Source organism: Salipaludibacillus neizhouensis (assembly GCF_002886185.1).
In the GTDB taxonomy this organism is placed as follows: domain Bacteria; phylum Bacillota; class Bacilli; order Bacillales; family Salisediminibacteriaceae; genus Salipaludibacillus; species Salipaludibacillus neizhouensis.
Map to the genome: position 1 here is coordinate 1,238,434 of NZ_KZ614147.1, position 21,057 is coordinate 1,259,490.

The 21,057-nt window shown below is 38.5% G+C and carries 17 protein-coding genes and 1 pseudogene; 13 read left to right on the plus strand and 5 right to left on the minus strand.

The features are described 5' to 3' along the window. Positions 1-72 precede the first annotated feature (72 nt). The 4 genes and pseudogenes from CEF18_RS22475 (at position 73) to CEF18_RS22490 (ending at position 2,790) form a co-directional block, all read left to right on the plus strand. A complete protein-coding gene (locus CEF18_RS22475) occupies positions 73-462 on the plus strand; it encodes a flagellar protein FlaG (RefSeq protein WP_110938714.1) in 390 nt (129 codons plus the stop codon). 186 nt (positions 463-648) lie between these two features. Next, positions 649-1,038: pseudogene (gene fliS / locus CEF18_RS22480) on the plus strand (flagellar export chaperone FliS); the annotation flags it as partial. A gap of 480 nt (positions 1,039-1,518) precedes the next feature. Continuing rightward, a complete protein-coding gene (locus CEF18_RS22485; RefSeq protein WP_183041003.1) occupies positions 1,519-1,812 on the plus strand; it encodes a hypothetical protein in 294 nt (97 codons plus the stop codon). A 15-nt stretch (positions 1,813-1,827) separates the two neighbouring features. Continuing rightward, entirely contained in the window at positions 1,828-2,790 is a 963-nt protein-coding gene (locus CEF18_RS22490) for an alpha/beta fold hydrolase (RefSeq protein ID WP_110938717.1), read from the plus strand. Between the two features lie 883 nt (positions 2,791-3,673). Here CEF18_RS22490 and CEF18_RS22495 read toward each other — a convergent pair. Next, complete coding sequence (locus tag CEF18_RS22495; protein WP_110938718.1) at positions 3,674-5,446, minus strand: alpha-glycosidase; 1,773 nt, start codon at positions 5,444-5,446, stop codon at positions 3,674-3,676. A 286-nt stretch (positions 5,447-5,732) separates the two neighbouring features. On the opposite strand from CEF18_RS22495, the gene manA reads away from it, so the two are divergent. Beyond that, positions 5,733-6,692 (plus strand): mannose-6-phosphate isomerase, class I, encoded by a 960-nt coding sequence (gene manA / locus CEF18_RS22500; RefSeq protein ID WP_110938719.1) that lies wholly within the window; start codon positions 5,733-5,735, stop codon positions 6,690-6,692. Between the two features lie 370 nt (positions 6,693-7,062). On the opposite strand, the gene CEF18_RS22505 is transcribed toward manA, so the two are convergent. Then, complete coding sequence (locus CEF18_RS22505; protein WP_110938720.1) at positions 7,063-7,311, minus strand: hypothetical protein; 249 nt, start codon at positions 7,309-7,311, stop codon at positions 7,063-7,065. 32 nt (positions 7,312-7,343) lie between these two features. Next, positions 7,344-7,871, minus strand: coding sequence for a single-stranded DNA-binding protein (locus tag CEF18_RS22510; protein ID WP_110938721.1), 528 nt, complete (start codon positions 7,869-7,871; stop codon positions 7,344-7,346). Between the two features lie 659 nt (positions 7,872-8,530). On the opposite strand from CEF18_RS22510, the gene CEF18_RS22515 reads away from it, so the two are divergent. Together CEF18_RS22515 and hpf are read left to right on the plus strand one after the other, a co-directional pair. Then, complete coding sequence (locus CEF18_RS22515; RefSeq protein WP_120689036.1) at positions 8,531-8,728, plus strand: cold shock domain-containing protein; 198 nt, start codon at positions 8,531-8,533, stop codon at positions 8,726-8,728. Between the two features lie 371 nt (positions 8,729-9,099). Continuing rightward, positions 9,100-9,648 carry a ribosome hibernation-promoting factor, HPF/YfiA family gene (gene hpf / locus CEF18_RS22520; RefSeq protein ID WP_110938723.1) on the plus strand — a complete coding sequence of 183 codons (549 nt, stop codon included), beginning with the start codon at positions 9,100-9,102 and terminating at the stop codon, positions 9,646-9,648. Between the two features lie 211 nt (positions 9,649-9,859). Here the strand turns inward: hpf and ptsG are convergent, their stop codons facing one another. Both ptsG and glcT read right to left on the minus strand, forming a co-directional pair. Then, positions 9,860-11,905 carry a glucose-specific PTS transporter subunit IIBC gene (ptsG, locus tag CEF18_RS22525; protein WP_110938724.1) on the minus strand — a complete coding sequence of 682 codons (2,046 nt, stop codon included), beginning with the start codon at positions 11,903-11,905 and terminating at the stop codon, positions 9,860-9,862. A 228-nt stretch (positions 11,906-12,133) separates the two neighbouring features. After that, on the minus strand, positions 12,134-12,970 hold the full coding sequence (glcT, locus tag CEF18_RS22530; RefSeq protein ID WP_223292434.1) for a glucose PTS transporter transcription antiterminator GlcT: 837 nt from the start codon (positions 12,968-12,970) through the stop codon (positions 12,134-12,136). A 498-nt stretch (positions 12,971-13,468) separates the two neighbouring features. Here glcT and secA point away from each other — a divergent pair, with 498 nt between their 5' ends. From secA to ftsX, 6 genes are all read left to right on the plus strand, one after another. Then, positions 13,469-15,991, plus strand: coding sequence for a preprotein translocase subunit SecA (gene secA, locus CEF18_RS22535; RefSeq protein ID WP_110938726.1), 2,523 nt, complete (start codon positions 13,469-13,471; stop codon positions 15,989-15,991). Positions 15,992-16,138: 147 nt separating this feature from the next. Next, positions 16,139-17,240, plus strand: a protein-coding gene (gene prfB, locus CEF18_RS22540; protein ID WP_110938727.1) for a peptide chain release factor 2 whose coding sequence is annotated in 2 segments (ribosomal slippage) — positions 16,139-16,210 and positions 16,212-17,240 — 1,101 coding nt in all. Because the reading frame shifts where the segments join, the coding sequence is not laid out codon by codon here. Positions 17,241-17,651: 411 nt separating this feature from the next. Further along, complete coding sequence (locus tag CEF18_RS22545) at positions 17,652-18,548, plus strand: YitT family protein (RefSeq protein WP_223292435.1); 897 nt, start codon at positions 17,652-17,654, stop codon at positions 18,546-18,548. A 58-nt stretch (positions 18,549-18,606) separates the two neighbouring features. Next, positions 18,607-18,948 (plus strand): c-type cytochrome, encoded by a 342-nt coding sequence (locus tag CEF18_RS22550; protein ID WP_110938729.1) that lies wholly within the window; start codon positions 18,607-18,609, stop codon positions 18,946-18,948. 508 nt (positions 18,949-19,456) lie between these two features. Continuing rightward, positions 19,457-20,143: a cell division ATP-binding protein FtsE gene (ftsE, locus tag CEF18_RS22555; RefSeq protein ID WP_110938730.1), complete on the plus strand. Its 687-nt coding sequence runs from the start codon at positions 19,457-19,459 to the stop codon at positions 20,141-20,143. Then, positions 20,133-21,026, plus strand: coding sequence for a permease-like cell division protein FtsX (gene ftsX, locus CEF18_RS22560; protein WP_110938731.1), 894 nt, complete (start codon positions 20,133-20,135; stop codon positions 21,024-21,026). Before ftsE ends, ftsX begins: the two co-directional genes overlap by 11 nt. Positions 21,027-21,057 lie beyond the last annotated feature (31 nt).

The following is a 21,057-nucleotide window of genomic DNA, read 5'->3' on the forward strand; positions in this document are numbered from 1 at the left end:
AAACACTTCAACAGTTAGTAGAAAGTACCGATATATAAATTAGGAAATAGGTCAAGAGTAGGAGTGATACACATGGAAGTGAATTCATTGGGCCGTTTTTCCGCAAATGAAACTACCTCTCAGGTACGATCTGAGCGAAGCCCTACGCAAAACAGGGATAGTGTGGATGCACAAGGAAGTGTCGACACGTCATCTAGGCAAGCTGAGCATGAATCTCGAGTAAAGGGAAGAGAATGGTCGGTGAAAGAGTTGGACAGTGCGATGGAAGCGATGAATGACCTCGTTTCCGTTAAAGGTACTTCTCTTAAGTTTGAACAACATGAAACACTGAATCGCACAATGGTTAAAGTCATTGATAAGCAAACAGAAGAAGTAGTGAGAGAAATTCCACCCGAAAAGTTTTTGGATATGATTTCTTCGATGTTAGAGTTTGCCGGAATTATTATTGATGAGAAGGTTTGATGAAAAAACAAAAGAACTCGATTCATTTTTCGGGTTCTTTTGTTTTATTATTAAAAATAATGGAAGACATGCCGATAATATACATGTAAGAGCATGAGGCATTTATCCTAGGAGATTTCCACGTTCACGATAGTGAAAATGTGTGTCTGTATTCAGATAAGGGATTCATAAGGGGAGTAGATAGTAATGGCAGTAAACAATCCGTACGCGAAGTATAAACAATCATCCGTGGAGACAAAGTCCGCAGGCGAATTAACGTTAATGCTTTATGATGGTTGCTTGAAGTTTATTAAACGTGCTGAAAAAGCATTGAATGAAAAAAATATGGAAGAAAAGAATACGAATTTAATGAAAGCACAAAATATTATTCGTGAATTGATGGTAACACTAAATACAGACGTTAATGTGAGTCAGAATATGATGCAAATGTATGATTTCATTATGTCAAAGCTTATTGAAGCTAATACAGGAAATGATCTTGAAGCATTAAGTCAAGCCGAGCAATTTGTTCTGGATTTTCGAGATACGTGGAAAGAAGTCATTAAAAAAGACCGTCAGAACAGACATGGTGGCGGAACAGCTTCAACTTCAACGGAGCCTAAAATTAAAACAAAGCCTGCAGAGAATAAGGTCACACCGATTACAAAACAGGAGGAAGCACCTGCACCAACCCCAACCCCTAATCGAAAACCGGCTCCGAATAACCCTTATGCAGCAGCGAAACGAGCAGCAACGGCAGCTGCCGGTTCAGCAGGGACCAGTTACCGAAAATAATGAATGAAAACGAACACTCTAAGAAAGCAACCGGACAAGCTTGGCTTCCGGTTGCTTTTTTGTATGAGCTGCTGTTTTCGAAATCCTTATTCTTTTTGGACATCGTGCTATAATTAAATAAAGTGTTATTTAGCCAAATATATACCACAAAAACTAATTGAGTCATTGAATGACAGAGTAAAGGAGGGATTCGTTATTTCTTCTCGGCTTACGTCGGCGAAGCGGCAGTTTTTACATAATTATCTTGATATGCTTCTTGAAATAGAAAATGCGATCAAGTATGTGAGTGAATGCTATATTAAAGGTGATCATGACATTGGTGACCGACTTCTGAAAAGTGTCACGCTAGGATTAATCCCTTATAATGAGGAAAACATGACAATGCAAGCGATTTTCAAAGAGGATTTAAATGCTTTGGCAACGTTGCATCAGTTTCAGGATGCAGTCGAAGAAGCAGCTAATATAGAAAAAATCTATCCAAATGAACAGGAACGGATGGTATTTTTACATGAAAAGCTATTACCGCGAAAACACGAGTGGACTCAGATCGTGGAAAGTTATTATAAAACACATTAGCAAAGGGGAAAAATTATGCCTTTAATTGATATGCGTTTAGACGAATTGAAAACCTATCAAGGAAGAAATCCGCGTCCGAAAGATTTTGATGAGTATTGGAGTCGTGCCCTGCGAGAGATGAATGAAGTGGAAAGTAATGTAGAGCTGATTAAAAGTTCATTCCAGGTTGCTTATGCAGAATGTTTTGATATGTATTTTACTGGTGTTCGAGGAGCACGAATTCACGTGAAATATGTGAAACCAAAGCTTGATACATCTAAGAAACAGCCAGCTATTCTTCACTTTCATGGCTATTCTATGAGCGCAGGGGATTGGCAAAGTAAGCTTGCGTACGCTGCACTTGGATATCATGTGTTTGCAATGGATGTCAGGGGACAAGGTGGTTTGTCTGAAGATGTAGGCGGCGTAGTTGGAAATACATTGCAAGGGCACTTTATTCGCGGTCTTGATGATCATGAGGACAACCTCTTGTTTCGTCATATTTTTTTGGATACTGCCCAGTTAGCAAAGCTTGTTATCGAAATGGATGAAGTAGATGATCGTGATGTTTCGGTAACGGGCTGGTCACAAGGTGGCGGACTGACAATTGCTTGCGCTGCACTTGAACCACGGATTAAAAAACTGGCGCCTGTGTATCCTTTCCTGAGTGATTATCAACGAGTATGGGAAATGGACTTGGCGGTAGGTGCCTATGACGAGTTGCGAAAATACTTCCGTAAGTTTGACCCCCAGCATAAACGTCAAAATGAGACTTTTGCAAAGCTTGGCTATATTGACATCCAGCATTTGGCCTCTCGAATTCAAGGAGAAGTCATGATGGGGGTGGGTCTTATGGACACAATATGTCCTCCATCTACCCAATTTGCTGCTTACAATAAAATAACCGCACCAAAATCATTAGAGGTATTTCCTGATTTTGCTCATGAAGATTTGCCTGGACTGCATGATCGGATTATGGAGTTTATGATAGCGCGTTAGGGACACAAGTCATAAGAATACCTGTCGATTTTCCGAGAAACGAAGGAATGAAAACCACTTATTAATAACTCAACGATAGAATATTAACCTCCACTTTTATAACGAAATAAGTTATAATTTTAGAAAGGGATTTCACTATAAATCTCTCTAATTAAATAATTTAATAAGGCTAGCTTCCATTCAGGCTGGAGCTAGCCTATTCGTTTTTCTATATAATGATATCTTATCACCTTGAAAGAATAGGGTATAAGATCACACAGGGGGAATTTCAGATGGCTGAGCAAGAACAGGAACAGAAGAAAAAATCATTCTTAAAAACATGGTCCACTACGATTGCGGCAATTATTTTTGTGATTATTTGGACAATTTTGCAGTGAAATAGTTCAACGAAAAGAAACATCCCCACCTGCGCAAAGGGGGTAAGCACAGGTGGGGATGTTATTTATCGAATATAAGTACGAGTTAGTTTTAAATGATGTTCAAAAGGTATAGTCTTCACAGTTATAAATTTCGTTTACCGTTGCCATGTCATTCTTCACAAAGAATATGTCTCGTTTTAAGTTTCTTGGCCGTCGGAGAATTGCTCTTCTTAATCTTGAAGGAACCTCCCTTTGAACATGTTAGTTAAACGTAAGTGTTAAAAAGAAACGCTCACTAACTATACTATGGCCAAGGTGCATTTGTTTTATACATTAAAGGAAAAGAAAAACGCAAAGTTTCTTTTATTAGAAGATAATTTATAAAATTAGCAGCTACCTTCACGCCGCACCTATCAAGGGAACCCATCCTCCTTTCGAGTAGCACCTACACACACTTCGTAGGTGCTACTCGGGACGGCGGAAGCTGACGCTGAATTTAATAAAAGACGGCTCTGCCGTTTTTCTTATTGATCTTTTAAAATTATTGCGCTTACCGCCTTAACTTCCACAGTGATTTCCCCTTTTAAAACTTGATATTTTTCATCTGTATCAATATTTCGAAACGTTCCCGCGGAGATGTTTTCAAGTGTCACCTTTTGCTTTTGATTATCACTGTTTAAGATAATAATGAAACGATCCATCACATCGGTTCGCTCATAGGCTATTATTTTTTTGTCTTTTTCAGCTGACAGAAAACGGAAGGTACCGTCTTTTAAAGAGCGATGGTCTTTTCTAAGCTGAATCATTTTTTTATAAAAGGCAAGAATGTCCAGGTCTTGGTGTTCTTTCTCCCAAATCATCGGTTTTCTGCAACCTGGGTCTGCCCCACCTGCCATACCAATCTCATCACCGTAATAAATACATGGCGCCCCACTATAGGTAAGTTGGAACAACACAGCGAGCTTCATTCGAGCCTTATTCCCTTCTGCAATCGTAAGCAATCGCGGTGTATCATGGGAATCTAATAAATTAAAGGCAACCTCATTTGCTTGTTTCGGATAGGCAATTTGCATCGCATCGAGTCTACCCATAAAAGATGCCGCATCAATCTCATCCTTCACAAAAAAGTCGAGAATACTATTTGTCACCGGATAGTTCATCACAGCATCGAACTGATCTCCCACCAGCCAGGCCATTGAATTGTGCCAGGTCTCACCGAGTATATACGCCTCCGGATTTGCTTTCTTTACGGTATGACGGAATTCACGCCAAAATTGATGGTCAATTTCATTAGCTACATCTAAACGCCAGCCGTCAACCCCAATATCTTCCACCCAATAACGGGCTACTTCCAATAAATATGCTTTCACTTCCGGATGCTCCGTGTCTAATTTAGGCATTTCCGGAACGAAACCGAATGTATCGTAATTTAATGGATTAGTGGAGACTGGGAAACTTTTAATATGGAACCATTCTTTAAAACGTGATTTTTCTCCGTTTAGTAAGACGTCCTGAAAAGGAGGGAAGTAATAGCCTGAATGATTGAAAACGGCATCCAACATAATTTTTATTCCTTTTCTATGTGCTTCTTTTACTAGTTTCTTAGCAGTATTATTGTCACCAAATTGTGGATCAACTTTTAAATAATCGATCGTATCGTATTTGTGATTGGAATGTGCTTCGAAAAATGGCGTGAAATAAATACATGTGATTCCTAAGTCTACTAAATAATCAAGATTATCAATGACACCTTGTAAATCTCCGCCGAAAAAATTAGTTGCTGTTGGCACAGCATCAGGTGTCCATGCTTCCACTTCTTTAGGACTAATGGAAGGATCCCCATTTGCAAACCGCTCAGGAAAAATCTGATAAAATACAGCATCTTTCACCCAGTCGGGAGTAGAATGAACGTCGATAGGGTTTAAATACGGGAATTCAAACATGCCTGAAGGTGACCAAAGCATGCCGACTCCGGAAGAGCTTAGTTTATCCTTTGTAAAGCCCACTTCGTTTAAAAAAACAGTTTGATCCTCTGTTTCAAATTTAAAAGCATAAGCAAATCGGCGAAACGGAGGTTTTATAGCAACGTGATAATAATCAAATAAATCATCTTGTGCAAAAACCACCATTCTTGTAGTGGTCACTTTTTCAGGAGAAAAGTCATACTTGTCTCCCCATACTACTGATACACGATCCATATCATGTCGCTTCGTGCGAACACGAATATGTAAAGTTTCTTCATTATAGGCATAGGCGTACTGAGATTTAGGTTGGTGATAAATGGCTTCCAGTAACATGTTATTCCTCCTAGTGATTCTAAGTGTAAACCTTCAACATGAACAAGGATTGAATCAATGAATGGTTACAGGTAAACTGAAATAAGAACAGTATGAACATTCAATAAGCGCAATCGTTTGCACTAAAAGCCAATAGATTAGAGCTATTGCTAGAAAAAGTATAGCATGGTGTATGTAAACGTGTCCAATATAATACTGAGGATTCTTATTGCTGTAACTCCATGAAGATAAGACTATACTGTTTACTTGCTGCGAAGATATAAATTATAGAGAGGGCGTAATAACGATGAAAGATATTTTAAAATTGGAACCGGTATTGAAAGAAAAAGTATGGGGTGGAAAGAAGCTGAAAGAGTGTTACGGATATGATATTCCCAGTAACCAAACAGGGGAGTGTTGGGGGATTTCTGGACATGAAAATGGCACAAATATTGTAAGTGAGGGATCATATGCTGGAAAAACAGTTCGTGAACTATGGGAGAACCACCGGGAATTATTTAATCATGAACAGGGGGACGAGTTTCCACTACTAGTAAAAATTATTGATGCGCAGGATGATCTGTCAGTGCAGGTTCACCCTGATGACCAATATGCTTTGAAGCATGAAGGCTATGCCTTTGGAAAGACGGAGTGTTGGTATATTCTTGATCGGGAGCCTGGTGCAAAGCTGATACTGGGTCATGGAGCCTCTACTAGAGATGAGCTGAGTAACATGGTTGAGGATAAAAGATGGGATGATCTCTTTAACAGTGTGGAAGTAGAACCGGGAGATTTTGTCTATGTACCAAGTGGAACCGTTCATGCCATTGGAAGCGGCGTGTTAATACTTGAGATTCAACAAAGTTCTGATATTACGTATCGTTTTTATGATTATGATCGACCTGGCCAAGATGGCCAAATGAGGGAGTTACATATTGAGGATTCTATTGCGTGTTCCATGGTACCTCATAAGGATGCAACACCTGCTAGACCTGCTTGGGAAGAAGACGGTTTGAAAATTGAAAGACTTATACAAGAGAACTATTTCACCGTACACAAATGGGTGTTGGAGAAACGGTCTGGTGCGTTAAAACGAGCGAACATGTCGTATCAATTAGTGAGTGTTATTGAAGGTGGCGGTCAAATTCAAACAGAGGAAGCGGCTCATTTACTGAAAAAAGGAGACCACTTTATTATCCCTTCCACCGTTCAGCACTATGAAATTAGTGGAGATATAACAGTAGTAGTCTCAGAAACAACGAAATAATTTGGTTTTAGGAGCCCTTGATCCTAGCATCAGTTTGAACGGAGAGATGCGATCCGAGGACGGCAAATAAGTAATTAAAAGATAGGGAATTTTAAGATGACAGCTACCTTCGTGCCGCGCGCAGCAAGGGAAAACCACCCTTGCTACTTAAATGATGGCGGCAGAAGCTGACGCTGAATTTAATAAAAGACGGCTATGCCGTTTTTCTTAAAAGTTAAGAAAGTATAAGATGACAGCTATCTTTACGCCACGCGTGTCAAGGAAAACCATCCCCCTTTCGAGTAGCACCTACACGCACTTCGTAGGTGCTACTCGGGGTGGCGAAAGATAACGCTGTATTTAACAAAAGACGCTTTGCGTTTTTCTTATTTTATTTATACTGTAGCGATTGATTATCTAAAATGGATCGAAGCAATACATCATCTGAATTCATGTTTTCTATGTGTCTGATATCAAGATTAACTTTAAGTTCCTGTAAAGTGTCTTGTATATGTTTGAGGTTTTCCTGTTGATCAAATAAGCATTCATTTAATTCATCTAAGTCGTCACGCTTTATTGTGGCAGCTTCTATTTTTGCTAATTTGTGCATAACCATTTTAAGCAAATCCATTTCATTCATTCAGGTTGTCTCCTTTCGTCATTTCATTTAGATTATTTTTGTGAAGGGGATAAGGCGGATGGTACTTGTTTATTGTTGGATGGCGTAGTCAATATTGGAGGGGTATTCGTATCCAAATTCGTGGAAGAAGCTTTGGTGTGTGATTCATTTGAAGCTACACGGTGATTAGCACTGCTTGAATCTTCTAATTCTTGAGGTGCTGAAGGAATAGGTACTTCTTGGCTTTGCTTTTGATGGGCTTTTTTAAGGTGAAGGAAAACGACATTATCTGCAATTATTTCTGGCGAAGTAATCCGTTTCTGGTTTTCAAGTTCTTGTGTCCTCATATGAATTCTGCCATTAAGAGAGACTAATGACCCTTTCGTGCAATAGTCTACAATTGTTTCGGATAACTTCCCCCAAGTAACGCACGGAATAAAATCGGTGTCGTAATTTCCTGACTGGTTTTTAAATGGTCGTCTAACTGCTAACGTAAATCGAGTATACGAACCACCTTCTCTTGTAGTTTGAAGTTTTGGATCTTTAGCAATTCTTCCTATTAGTGTGAGTTGGTTTAACATTGGCAGGCTCCTTTTAAATTTTTAAAAACTAAAAGTATTGGATCATGAAGTAAAGTCTGCAAGCCTCCTTTAAAAGTTGATTGTTGAAAAAAAAATGGGGAGAGGAAGCAACGAAGAGACGTTGCTCCTCTATTGATTATTGTGACCAGAGTCGAAGGAGAGTTTACTTGGGTGATGCCTATGTAAATAAAGTAAACCTGTTGCTGCCCCTTGGATGTCAAGAGGAACGCTGATCACAGCTCAATTGAGTAAACATCAATTGAGAAGTGAGGTTATTATTAAAACGAATCTGGGTAGTGTGCGTGTAGGGTTATCGTTCAATAAAAGAAAAAAAGGGGGGATGAGCGGATTTTAAAGATTTGGATGACTTAACGGTGATGTTATTAATCAGATCATAAAGGGAAATTAAGAATAAATAAATAGGACTATTTTCGCTGTTTTTAGAATTTTATGTAATTTTATACCCAAATTTATGCTTATTAGGGACTTAGAGGTAGAAAATAAATGATGGTGTGAGGTGAATACTAAAAAATCTAGCACATAGGCCTATTAGTCTGAATAATCTGTTTAAAGGGGATTGACGACAATTCTCTGGGTTTGTTATAGTTTAATTGTGGATATTTCCACAGATTTATTAATGAAGGGATCGTGTTATACACATGCAAGGAAAAGTAAAATGGTTTAATGCAGAAAAAGGATTCGGATTTATTGAGCAAGAAGCGGGAGACGATGTATTCGTGCATTTTTCTGCTATTGATCAAGAAGGATTTAAGTCTCTCGATGAAGGCCAAGACGTGGAATTTGAAATTGTTGAAGGGGACCGAGGTCCACAAGCAGCGAACGTAGTGAAGCTTTAATTCGGGGATAAAGAAGCTTTTTATAAATTAATTTAAATGTATATGTAGCCTGTGTTCTTTTTAGAGAGCACGGGCTATTTTTTAAAGATTGCTTTTGGAAAGAAGGCTAGGATTCGTTCTAAGCTGATAAAGATAATGTTTAAAAAGCTTTCGTTTTAAAAATAATCGAGTTTGTTAAAATTAATAGAAATGATTAGGGTCTGTAGTCTGGTTGTTTACCTATTAGGAAGGTAAATGTTTCTAAATGTGAAACAGAATGTAAACTTTTCTACATTTTTCGATAAATAATTTAAATTTTATTTAAGTTTAAGCAGGAATGTTAAGGGGAAGTGAAGAATATTACTTACATACCCGAAAGGAGGAGTTTGCTAATGAATTTTAATATTCGTGGCGAAAACCTAGAAGTAACTCCAGCATTAAGAGAGTACGTTGAAAAAAAGGTAAGTAAACTTGAAAAGTATTTTGATACAATCCCATCTTCAGATGTACACGTGAAATTGAGCGTGTTAAACAACGATCAAAAAGTTGAAATCACTATTCCAATGCCGAAGCTTTTACTTCGTGCAGAAGAAAAACATGCCGACATGTATGCGGCAATTGATCTTGTAATTGAAAAATTGGAACGACAAATCAGGAAACATAAAACAAAAGTTAACCGTAAATTTCGCGGTGATGACAGCTTAAAGTATATGTTTAAAAATGAATTAGAACCTCTTGCTGAAGAGGACTTCTCAGAAGATGAAATTGAAGTTGTTCGTACAAAGCGTTTTGATTTGAAACCAATGGATGCAGAGGAAGCTATTCTGCAAATGGACATGTTAGGTCACAGCTTCTTTGTATTTTCAAGTTCTATAAGCGGATTTACAAACGTCGTTTACAAGCGTAAAGACGGTAGATACGGCTTGATTGAGCCAGAATAAATCTTATCAAATAAAGGAGTGATGACCTGGAACCAGGTCATCACTCCTTTTTACAATTTACAATAAGGCTTTTAAGTTAATGTTAAACCCCTTCGAACAGAAGAGCCCGAATCCGTTCTAGGCGAATTCGAGTACCTCTGTTCGAAGTAAAACAATAATAAAAAAAGCTGGAGGGGAATTCCCTCCAGCTTTCGATACTATTCATTACTTCTTATTTCTTAACAATCTTAACTCGATCCGTTTCTCCAGTTTCTGTTGGACCATCTTTTTCGATACTGACAGATTGTTCTTCACTTAAATTGGTAAAGATCACCGGCGTAATAACAGATGGTGCCTTGTCTCGAATACTTTCTAAGTCAAATGTGAGAAGTTTTTGACCAATTGTTACTGTATCGCCTTGCTCGACATGCGTTTCGAAACCTTCTCCTTTTAACTTCACTGTATCAATTCCTACGTGAATAAGAATTTCAGTTCCATCAGCAGTTTCTAGACCAAGTGCATGCTTTGTTGAAAATAAGTTTACGATTTTACCGTCTACAGGTGAGACTACTTCTCCAACGGATGGCTCAATAGCAAAACCGTCACCCATCATTTTCTCAGCGAACATTTTATCAGGTACTTCGGAAAGTGGTTTAATTTCACCTTTCAAAGGCATGGCGATAGAAACATTCGTTTTCGAAGTTGCTGGTGCGCCACCTTTACTGTCGCTTTCTTCTTCAGGTACAGGTGTTTTTCCACTAATAATATTTTCCATTTGTCCTTTGATCGTCTCGGATCGTGGACCAAATATAGCTTGCACGTTTTTATCAACTACCATAACGCCAGAAGCACCAAGCTTCTTCAATCGATCTTTATCAACATCGGCAATGTCTTTTACACTAATACGAAGTCTAGTGATACAAGCATCTAAATGAGTTAAGTTTTCTTTACCGCCGAATGCTTTTAGAACTTCATATGGTAATTCTGTTTTTCCACTAGCTTTTTTAGAACTTGCTTCACCTTCAGCATCTGGCTTTTCACGTCCAGGTGTTAAGAGGTTGAATTTTTTGATCATAAATGTGAATAACACATAGTAAATGACCGCAAAGATTAGACCGACGACAACCACGATCCACCATGGTTCACGTCCTGGCACGATTCCGAAGAGTAAGAAGTCAATCGCACCCCCGGAGAATGTATAACCTAGATTAACATTTAGCAAATATAATACTACGAACGATATGCCATCTAAAACAGCATGGATAAAAAATAGAACCGGTGACAAAAACAAGAAAGAAAATTCAATTGGTTCTGTAATACCGGTTAAGAAAGATGTTAAAGCAGCAGAACCTAGTAACCCACCAACAACTTTTTTATTTTCCGGACGTGCTTGATGATACATGGCGAGTGCTGCAGCAGGAAGACCAAACATCATGATTGGGAATTCCCCTGCCATAAAGTGACCAGCAGTTATATCAACGCCATCACTTAACTGCGCGAAAAAGATATTCAAGTCTCCACGTACAATGTTTCCAGCAACGTCTGTATATTGACCAAATTCAAACCAGAACGGAGCGTGGAAAATATGATGTAGACCAAATGGTATTAATAAACGTTTGATAAAACCGAAGAAGAATACGGCAACAACCATTGCTTCTTCCATTAAAAATTGGGATGCCGAGTTCATCCCTGTTTGGATTGGCGGCCAAATAAAGAATAGCGCTACACCAATAAAGAACGCAGCAAATGCAGTAACGATCGGTACGAATCTTTTCCCTGCAAAGAAACCTAAGAAGGCAGGTAGTTCAATTTCGAAAAATTTGTTGTACGCCCAAGCGGCGAGTGCCCCGATAATGATACCGCCAAACACACCAGTTTGGAGTGTTGGAATTCCTAGAACGAGAGCATGTGCTGGATTTTCACCTTGAAGTACACCTTCTACAGTTAATCCTCCAATAACACCCATTGTTACGTTCATGATCAGGAAACCGACTAAGGCAGCTAGTGCTGCTACACCGGAACCGTTGGCCAAACCGACGGCAACCCCGAGAGCAAAGATAATTGCTAAGTTATCAAAAACAATTCCACCAGCTGATTCCATCATACCGCCTAGGTCAGCAAAAAAGGCGTTTTCCAGGAATGGCATAAGATTAATCATATTTTCATTACCCATAGCATTACCAATAGCAAGCAGTAAACCGGCAGCAGGTAAAATGGCAACTGGTAACATTAGAGATTTACCGATTCGTTGTAATTGACCAAAAAGCTTTTTAAACATAAGTATTTCCTCCTTTTTAATTACTAAAAATAGTATGGTTATTTGGAAGTGAAAATATCATGACAACAAAAAAGGCATGAGGGAAAAGAGTGTAGTAAAAACAATAAATGGAGTAGAAGATATACTTCACCCAATCCGATTTTACACTACATTCCTTTTCTCTCATGCCTGCATTACCAGTAACACGGAAAAGAATAGCTGTTCGTAGTAAGAACAATTTCCAATATTTTAATGTACGGTACTGACGAGTCTTTGTAAATGTAAGGTAAGATAAACTGCCTCTGCATCCGGGACTGGCCTATGTAACCGTTGTTGCATGATTTTCATCAATTTCCAAGACAAATTGTAACATAGAGGATATTCTTTTTGCAACACCTCTTTTAAACTATCTTGATTTTCTAAGTAAGTTTCTGTTTGAATACGTTCAATAGCATGATGAAGATGGCGAACTAATCTTAAATAATTCATATCTTTTCGGCTGATACTTACACGAAGATAATCTTCAATGATTTGTACTAGTTCGCTAACCAGTTGCGTATGAAGGTTAATCTCAGCCAGATTTCTGTTTGTAAGCGCGCTGTGAATATGCAGAGTAATGAAGCCGATCTCACCCTCGGGAATTCTCACATCGAATTTTTCATTTAACCATTCTGTTAATTCTGTTGCGGCGGCGTACTCTTTCGGATAAGCAAGTTCTGTTTCATGTAAAAACGGGTTTTTAATTCCAAGACCTTGTTTGATTCTCTTTATGGCAAAGTACAAGTGGTCTGTTAGGCCTACATGAATATGTTCATTCATTACTGAACCGAACTTCTTTTCCAGTTTTTCAACAAATTCATTAATTATACCGATGAAATCCTCATCGACATACTCTAATAAGTTCATGAACTGTGTTTGTTCCTCTGAATTCTTTAGCACAAAGAATTTTTCAGCGTGCTCTCCTGCAACTTCATCTCCAGTATTTTTACCAAAACCAATACCTTTCCCTATAAGGACAACTTCTTCATAGTCAGGGTGCTCAGCAATGATCACATTATTATTTAAAACTTTCTTTACGGATAGCAAAACATCACCTCCCATTACACTATGATGGATGAATTAATTTGAAAAACTGTTGACGTAAATTTTGCTGACTTATCATCATTTATGGTTGTTAAAAAATTGCCGCTCGCTTTTCGCGGTGACCCCAAAGTCTCAGCGCCCCTGAATCGGAGTACCTCCGCTCGAAGTAAAACTAATTTTTTTTGTCTATGAAAAATAGCAGGTAATGAAATCACGGCACTGCTATGCTCTAATTAAAAGTATTCTCTTCATTATAGAGAAGGGATGAAGTCCCTTCAACAAATAAGTGTTTTACGATTAGATCCATCATACCATGACACTTATTAAATAATATTCTCTCATTAGAACGATACGTTGCTTGTAAGCAACTTTGCAAACTGATAAAATGAAGGGTAGTGTAAATTCTTAAGTGGCAGCTTCTATTGAATCACGCTTAAGTATAGTACGGAAACCATAGAAATCCTATTGAAATAGAAATAATGAAAAAGGGAGCAATGTCCGATGCTAGGTTTACTAAGGAAGGTCATTGGAGATACCGATGCGAAACACATAAAAAAAATGCAAAAAACGATCGATCAGATTGAAGCGCTAAGTGACGATATGAAGAAGCTTTCTGATGAGGCTTTACGCAACAAAACTACGGAATTTAAAGAACGATATAAAAATGGAGAGAAGCTTGATGATCTTCTTCCAGAAGCGTTTGCGGTTGTTCGCGAGGGTTCTACCCGTTCATTAGGACTTACTCATTACCAAGTTCAGTTAGTTGGAGGGATTGTCCTTCATCGCGGTGATATTTCCGAGATGAAAACAGGGGAAGGTAAAACACTAGTCGCGACCTTGGCTGTCTATTTAAACGCCATTACTGAAAAAGGGGTTCACGTTGTAACAGTAAATGAATATTTGGCACGCCGTGACGCTGCTGAAATGGGTAAGTTATATACATTTTTAGGCTTATCAGTAGGTTTAAATCTGGGTGGTATGACAAAAGAGGAAAAAAGAGAAGCATATAAAGCTGATGTGACTTACGGGACAAATAATGAATTAGGTTTTGATTATTTAAGAGATAATATGGTGACGTATAAAGAGCAAATGGTTCAACGCCCATTATATTTTGCGATTGTCGATGAGGTCGATTCTATTTTGGTGGATGAAGCACGTACACCGTTAATTATTTCAGGTTCAGCGCAAAAGACAACAGAGCTTTATACTGCTGCCAATTCCTTCGTTAGAATGCTTAAAGCGGAGGAAGATTATACGTATGATGAAAAAGCAAAAAATGTTCAATTAGCAGACGAAGGTGTAAGTAAGGCAGAAAGAGCCTTTAATATTGACAATCTTTTTGACTCGGAGCATGTGCAATTAAATCATAATATTAACCAGGCTTTGAAAGCGCACAAGGTCATGGTTCGGGATGAAGATTATGTCGTTGACGACGGGGAAGTAGCGATCGTAGACCAATTTACTGGACGTCTAATGAAAGGGCGTCGCTACAGTGATGGGTTACATCAAGCTATTGAAGCAAAAGAAGGCTTGGAAATTAAGCGTGAAAGCATGACTCTTGCTTCCATTACATTCCAAAACTATTTTAGAATGTATAAAAAGCTTGCCGGTATGACTGGTACTGCTAAAACGGAAGAAGAAGAATTCCGTAACATTTATGCGATGAATGTTTATTCGATTCCTACGAATGAACAGATTATGAGAGAAGACAGGCCAGACCTTATTTACAAATCAGCTGAGGGAAAATTCAAAGCCATTGTAGAAAAAATCAAAGAACTTCATGAAATTGGTCAGCCGGTGTTAGTTGGTACGGTCAATGTCGATACCTCTGAACTGATTGCAAATATGCTTAAGAAAAAAAAGGTTCCTCATAATGTTTTAAATGCGAAGAATCATGAGCGCGAAGCCGAAATTATCGAAAACGCAGGTCAACCAAAAGCAGTAACAATTGCCACGAACATGGCAGGCCGAGGTACAGATATTAAATTAGGTCAAGGTGTTACAGAGCTTGGTGGACTGTACGTTTTAGGGACGGAGAGACATGAAAGCCGTCGAATTGATAACCAGCTTCGTGGTCGTGCCGGACGTCAGGGAGATCCAGGTAAATCACAGTTTTTCATCTCCCTAGAGGACACATTAATGCGTCGTTTTGCTTCAGATAATATGGCTAAAATGATGGAACGTCTCGGAATGGATGAAGAAAATCCGATCGAAAGCAAAATGATTACCAAAGCAGTAGAGCAAGCACAGAAGCGGGTGGAAGGAAATAACTTTGATGCCCGTAAACAACTTCTCCAATACGATGACGTGATGAGAGAACAACGTGATGTCATTTACGAACAACGGATGGAAGTGCTAGAGTCAGCCGACTTACGCCCAGTTGTAGAAAAAATGCTGGAATCTACGGTAGAACGTAATGTTGCACTGTATACGCCAGAGTCAGAGGTGCCTGAGGACTGGAACCTTAAAGGGATGGTTGAGTATATTAATGCTACGGTATTCAGTGAGCGTGAAATTACTGAGAAAGACGTTCACGGGTTAGATTCTGAGGAAATGATCGAACTAATCATGGAGAAGGTTCATGAAGATTATGACGACCGTGAAGAGGCGTTCACGAAAGATACGATGCGAGAGTTTGAACGAGTTATTCTTTTACGCACAGTAGATAGTAAATGGACAAGTCATATTGATCAAATGGATCAGTTGCGACAAGGAATTCATTTGCGTGCATATGGTCAAAATGATCCATTGAGAGAATATAAATTTGAAGGCTTTGAGATGTTTGAAGAGATGATCGCAACCATCGAAGAAGAAGTATCTCGTTACATTATGAAGGCGCAAATTCAGTCAAATCTTGAAAGAAAACAAGTCACTGAAGGAAAAGCAGTTCACGAAAGTACTGCGGAGAAAAAAGAAACTAAGCGAAAAACTCCTTTCCGTAAAGGGGAAACAGTAAAACGTAATGATCCATGTCCTTGTGGATCCGGACAAAAATACAAAAACTGTCACGGTCAGGAACAATAGTAAAGGTTCAGAGGGTGTGTCAAAAGGTCAATAAAGATCTTCTGATACATCCTTTGAGTCAATCCCTTATCTTTTTCCAAAAAAATAAAGAAATCAGAGATAGACAAAGGATTTTTTCAAAAACCCAATATGCAGGAGTGATTATCAATGGAATTAGTTGAAATAAAGCAAGAGTTACAAGCGATGGCAAAACGATTAGAAAACTTTAGGGGGTCTCTTTGACTTAGTTGAAAAAGAAACTCGTATCGCTGAATTAGAAGACAAGATGGGTGACCCCACGTTTTGGGATGATCAAAACAAAGCCCAGAAAGTTATTTCGGAAATGAACGGTTTAAAAGAAATGACGGAGATTTACCGCAAATTAGAGGCCGAGCACGAGGATCTCGAAGTGTCATACGGATTGGTCAAAGAAGAAGACGACAAAGAACTTGAAGCAGAACTTGAGTCAGGCTTGAAAAGTTTGTTAGCTCGATTAAATGAATTTGAACTTCAATTGTTATTAAGTGGACCGCATGATCAAAATAACGCCATCCTGGAAATACATCCGGGTGCGGGAGGAACAGAGTCTCAAGATTGGGCTTCTTTGCTGCTTCGTATGTATACACGATGGGCAGATGCACACAACTTCAAAGTGGAAACGATGGACTATTTACCTGGAGAGGAAGCGGGGGTCAAAAGCGTCACACTTTTTATAAAGGGACGTAATGCTTATGGATACCTCAAAGCGGAAAAGGGTGTCCATCGCCTAGTGCGAATTTCTCCTTTTGACTCGGCGGGAAGACGTCATACATCGTTTGCTTCATGCGATGTGATACCTGAACTAGATGATAGCGTCGACATAACTATTTCGCCTGATGAATTGAGAATTGATACATTCCGTGCAAGTGGGGCTGGTGGTCAGCATATTAATACAACTGACTCCGCTGTTCGAATTACACATACACCTACGAACACTGTAGTAAGTTGTCAGGCCGAGCGATCTCAGATAAAAAACAGAGAACAAGCAATGAAAATGCTTAGAGCCAAATTACATCAATTAGAATTAGATAGACAGCGTGAAGAGGTAGATGCAATTCGCGGAGAGCAGTCGGAAATTGGCTGGGGAAGCCAAATTCGTTCTTATGTATTCCATCCTTACAGTATGGTGAAGGATCATCGAACGAATATGGAAACAGGGAACACTCAAGCAGTGATGGACGGAGAGTTAGCTCCATTCATTGATGCTTACCTGCGTTCGCAAATCGGATAAACGATTATTACGATTAATTCATAAAAGGATCTGTGTTGAGGTAAAATAATTACCTGTTCACAGATTTTTTTTATTAGGTAAAGTAGACAGCTTCCTTTTCGCCACACGTGTTAAGGGAAAACCAGCCTGCACTTGCACGAAATTACGGAAAGCGAGCGGTAATTCTTCCAAACAACCTTCGATGATAACAAATACAAATTCACAAGATTAGATATTAAATTTTTTCAAAAAAGAACATGTTATATATCAATGCGAATAGTGACTTGTTTTAATTTGATCGATTAAAGCGTTACTATACTCGCGTTTACAGGCTGTCATGCTGGTGATATACTCTGAAAGGATTAAGAGATCAGATGGCAGATTATGGCTTGTGTGTTATGTACATATTGTTTTAGAAAAAAGGTGATAATAGTGTTGAAAAGTAAACAGCGTAAAAGAAACAAAGAACCATTGACTCCACTGCAACAAATTGTCTTTGAGTTCGCTCATGTCCTTGTAGGGGCAGCCCTAGTTGCAATCACGTTTAATATATTTTTACTCCCAAATCAGATTGCTTCAGGTGGAGTAGCAGGAATCTCGACACTATTCTACAACACGTTAGGTTTTGAACCAGCCTATACACAATGGGCATTTAATATTCCATTGTTTGTTGCCGGAATAATATTGCTCGGAGGAAGCCTTCGAGGTAGTGTGTTATATGGTTCTAAAACACTTGCCGGAACGCTTTTCTTACCTTTTATTGTTTACTTGACAAGAGGAATGGAACCCGCAACTGCTGATCCTTTATTAGCAGCAATTTTTGGTGGTGTTGGCGTTGGATTGGGCCTTGGAATTGTTTTCAGATCGAACTCCTCAACTGGCGGGACGGATTTAGCTGCGCAAATTATCGGCAAATATTCTGGTTTATCTCTTGGTGCTTGTATATTTATTATTGACGGTCTTGTTGTTGTATCGTCAGCTTTTGTATTCGGCTTTGAATTCGCTTTATACGCACTCATAGGATTATTCACGACGGGAAAAACGATTGATCTTGTTCAAATTGGCTTCGGTTATTCTAAAATGGCAATTATTATTTCTGACAATCAAGAAGAAATTAAACAAGGATTGTTAACGACAGTAGATCGTGGCGTAACAAAATTAATAGGTTACGGGGGATACACGAATCATGAAAGACCAGTCTTAATGTGTGTAGTTGGCAGAAATGAAATAGCGAAATTAAAGAAAACGATCAAAACAATTGATCCGACAGCCTTTGTTATTGTCACTAGTGCTTCAGAAGTGTTGGGTGAAGGTTTCAATAAAAAATAAAACGGTTATAATATCTAAGTAGGTTTGATAATCTTACCAAAATTTAAGGAGGGATTTTATGAAGAAATTAGTATTTGCAATTATGGGTTCAGTGCTAGTGCTTGGAGCATGCGGCGGTGATGATGCAAACAACGAAGAAGCACCAGAGAACAATAATGCTGTTGAAGAGAGCGCTGGAGCAAACGATACATATGACGCTACCAACGGTGAAGAAGTTTATGTTGGTAACTGTGCCGCCTGTCACGGGGGAGACCTTGAGGGAGCCTCAGGACCGGACTTGCACGGAATTTCTGCAGATGTTATTTTAGCTACAATTGAAGAGGGGCCTGGTAACATGCCAGCTGAACTTGTTAGTGGACAGGATGCAGAAGATGTTGCAGCGTGGGTTTCTGAACAATAATTAGTTATAGTAAAGTATGTTGTCTTGAGAGTTCAATATATCACTCTAATTCTCCATCTGAAAATATGATTAAAACCTGAAATTTAATTTTTGAGAAGGGTGCTGAAAAGTAAGTTTTTACTTTTCAGCACCCCCTTTTGCGTGGTTCGATTTTGTAATTTATGTCAGATTATAAAAAAATTAGACTTAATGCTTGAAACTTTATGCCTATCTCCAATAGACTTATGCTAATTTTTCTTTCTACTTCGATAGTTTTCGACAATTGGTTTGTAACAATTGAAATATAATTGTAAAGAAGTTTAACTTTAAATGACGTAAATTGATGCTATAATAAAAACGTAGAAATAGATTGTCGAAATATGATATAGTTTGCAAAACCATATTTCAATTACCTTAAATATGAATTTTTTAGAAGATATTGCATTCATGACTACATAACAATGGGACTTGTAGTCTTCATTTATGTCTTTTTTATTAACTACGATAAATATACTAGGAAGTGATGGGATTGATCCAAATGCAGGACGTGTGGAAAACCTATCCAAACGGCGTAATGGCTGTTAATGGGATTTCTATATATATCAAAAAGGGAGAGTTTGTTTATGTGGTGGGCCCCAGTGGTGCGGGGAAATCTACTTTTATTAAAATGATGTTTCGTGAGGAAAAACCAACACGGGGTGAGATATCTATTGATGGGAAAAATCTATCAAAGATTAAAGAAAGACATATCCCGTATTTACGGAGAAATATGGGAGTAGTTTTCCAAGATTTTAAGCTATTACCATCTTTAACGGTCTTTGAAAATGTATCATTTGCTATGGAAGTTATTGAGGAAAGTAAAGCGAATATAAAAAAACGTGTCATGGAAGTATTAGACGTCGTTCGTTTAAAAAATAAAGCAAGATTTTTACCTCATGAGCTTTCAGGTGGAGAACAACAGCGTGTTGCGATCGCAAGAGCGATTGTTAATAATCCATCCGTACTTATAGCGGACGAGCCTACAGGGAATTTGGATCCGGAAACTTCTTGGGAAATTATGCGCATTTTGGAAGAGATTAATGACCGGGGAACTACGATAATTATGGCAACACATAATAGAGATATAGTTGATAGCATGCGAAAGAGAGTAATTGCTATTGAAAATGGTCGAATCTCCCGAGATGAAGCAAGGGGGATGTACGGGTATGAGAGCTAGAACAGTTGGCCGCCATATAAATGAAGGCGGTAAAAATATAATTCGTAATGGCTGGATGACATTTGCTTCTGTCAGTGCGGTTACGGTTACGTTATTAGTAGTTGGTGCATTCTTGCTGCTGATTATGAACTTAAACCATTTTGCTGATTCATTGGAAGATGATGTTGAAATCAGAGTATTCGTCGAACTTACTACTTCAGAAACGGAACAGGAAAACTTAAATACAAATCTCGAAGACTTTGAAACTATCGATTCTGTAGAATATATACCCAAAGATGAGGGGTTAGAAACATTCATAGATAGTTTAGGTGAACAAGGCGACTATTTTAAAGGACTTCGGGATGAAAATCCATTGAATGATGTATATGTTGTTCATGCAGAGAATCCGGAAGATACAGAAGTTATTGTTGAAGAAATTGAATCTTTAGAGCATGTAGAAGGTGTAGAATATGGTCGGGATATTTTTGACCAACTCTTCACGGCAACGGATTTTATTCGAATTATAGGTGTGGTATTAATCGGTGGTTTGTCATTCACGGCCATTTTTCTTATAGCTAACACGATAAAACTAACCATTGTGGCTAGAAAGAATGAAATTCAGATTATGAAACTTGTAGGAGCAACAAACGGCTTTATCCGATGGCCTTTCTTTATAGAAGGTCTTCTACTAGGTACATTTGGCTCAATTATTCCTATTGCGCTATTGTGGTTTGGTTATGTCCAATTTTATGAAATGATTGGGGAAAGCACCGGACTGGACTTCTTTGAATTTTTGCCTACTTATCCATTAGTTATTCAAAATGCCATTTTACTCTTAGGTATTGGGGCAATTGTTGGAGTTTGGGGAAGTGTCATGAGTGTTAGGAAGTTCTTGAAAGTATAAAAAAGAGGAGTTCTCAAAGGTCTTTATCAAC